This window comes from Paenibacillus sp. P4_A7 (assembly GCF_056402455.1).
In genome coordinates this window covers 1-663 of the sequence record NZ_JBFUHJ010000906.1, presented here as the reverse complement: position 1 = coordinate 663, position 663 = coordinate 1, and the positions used below count along the sequence as shown (strand labels likewise).

The window sequence follows — 663 nt, the reverse complement described above, 5'->3', positions numbered from 1 at the left end:
CTCCAAATCTTTGAGCAAATAATGAAGATGCTCGTCAAACAATGCACCGATGTCCTTAAAATGCAAGTAAAAGGTGCCTCTATTCACAACAGCTTCACGGCAAAGGGTGGAAACGGAGATCGACTCGAGCCCAAGCTCTCTTACCCATATGGATAATTGACCCATATGATGTATTTCATGAGAAACTAAATGATGTAAGACTTCATGTTTGGTGTAATATCCATCACTCCATGGAACAGATACAATTTCTTTGTCATCACTTTTCAATGATGCAAGAAATTCTTGTATTTCATCCCGGCAATTGTCTGAAAATTTCTGAACGCCCTCGACTGACTCAGTCTCTATAAATTGTATTTGAATATCTGGTTTACCTTGTATTCCGCGAATCCAGCTATATTCTACATCTATAATGTGAAATAGTGTGTAGACAATACTCCCTACTCCTCCAACACGTAAAGACAACAACTCTTCGAAAGGAATTTGCTTGCATAATTCAAAGCATTCATCCCTTACCATCCAGTTATAATTAAATAAATTTATCATGATGACAATACTCCTTATAATTCCGAATGTAACCAATACTAGAATATTAGTGAGTATTATCAAAATATCCTTTTGATAAAGAAATGAGCAGGCTACCGAAGCGCCTGCTCATCCATATAT

The 663-nt window shown here is 36.7% G+C and carries 1 pseudogene; it reads right to left on the bottom strand.

The features are described from left to right. Positions 1-132: 132 nt before the first annotated feature. Positions 133-543: pseudogene (locus tag AC1DWN_RS34860) on the bottom strand (DinB family protein); the annotation flags it as partial. Between the last annotated feature and the right edge of the window lie 120 nt (positions 544-663).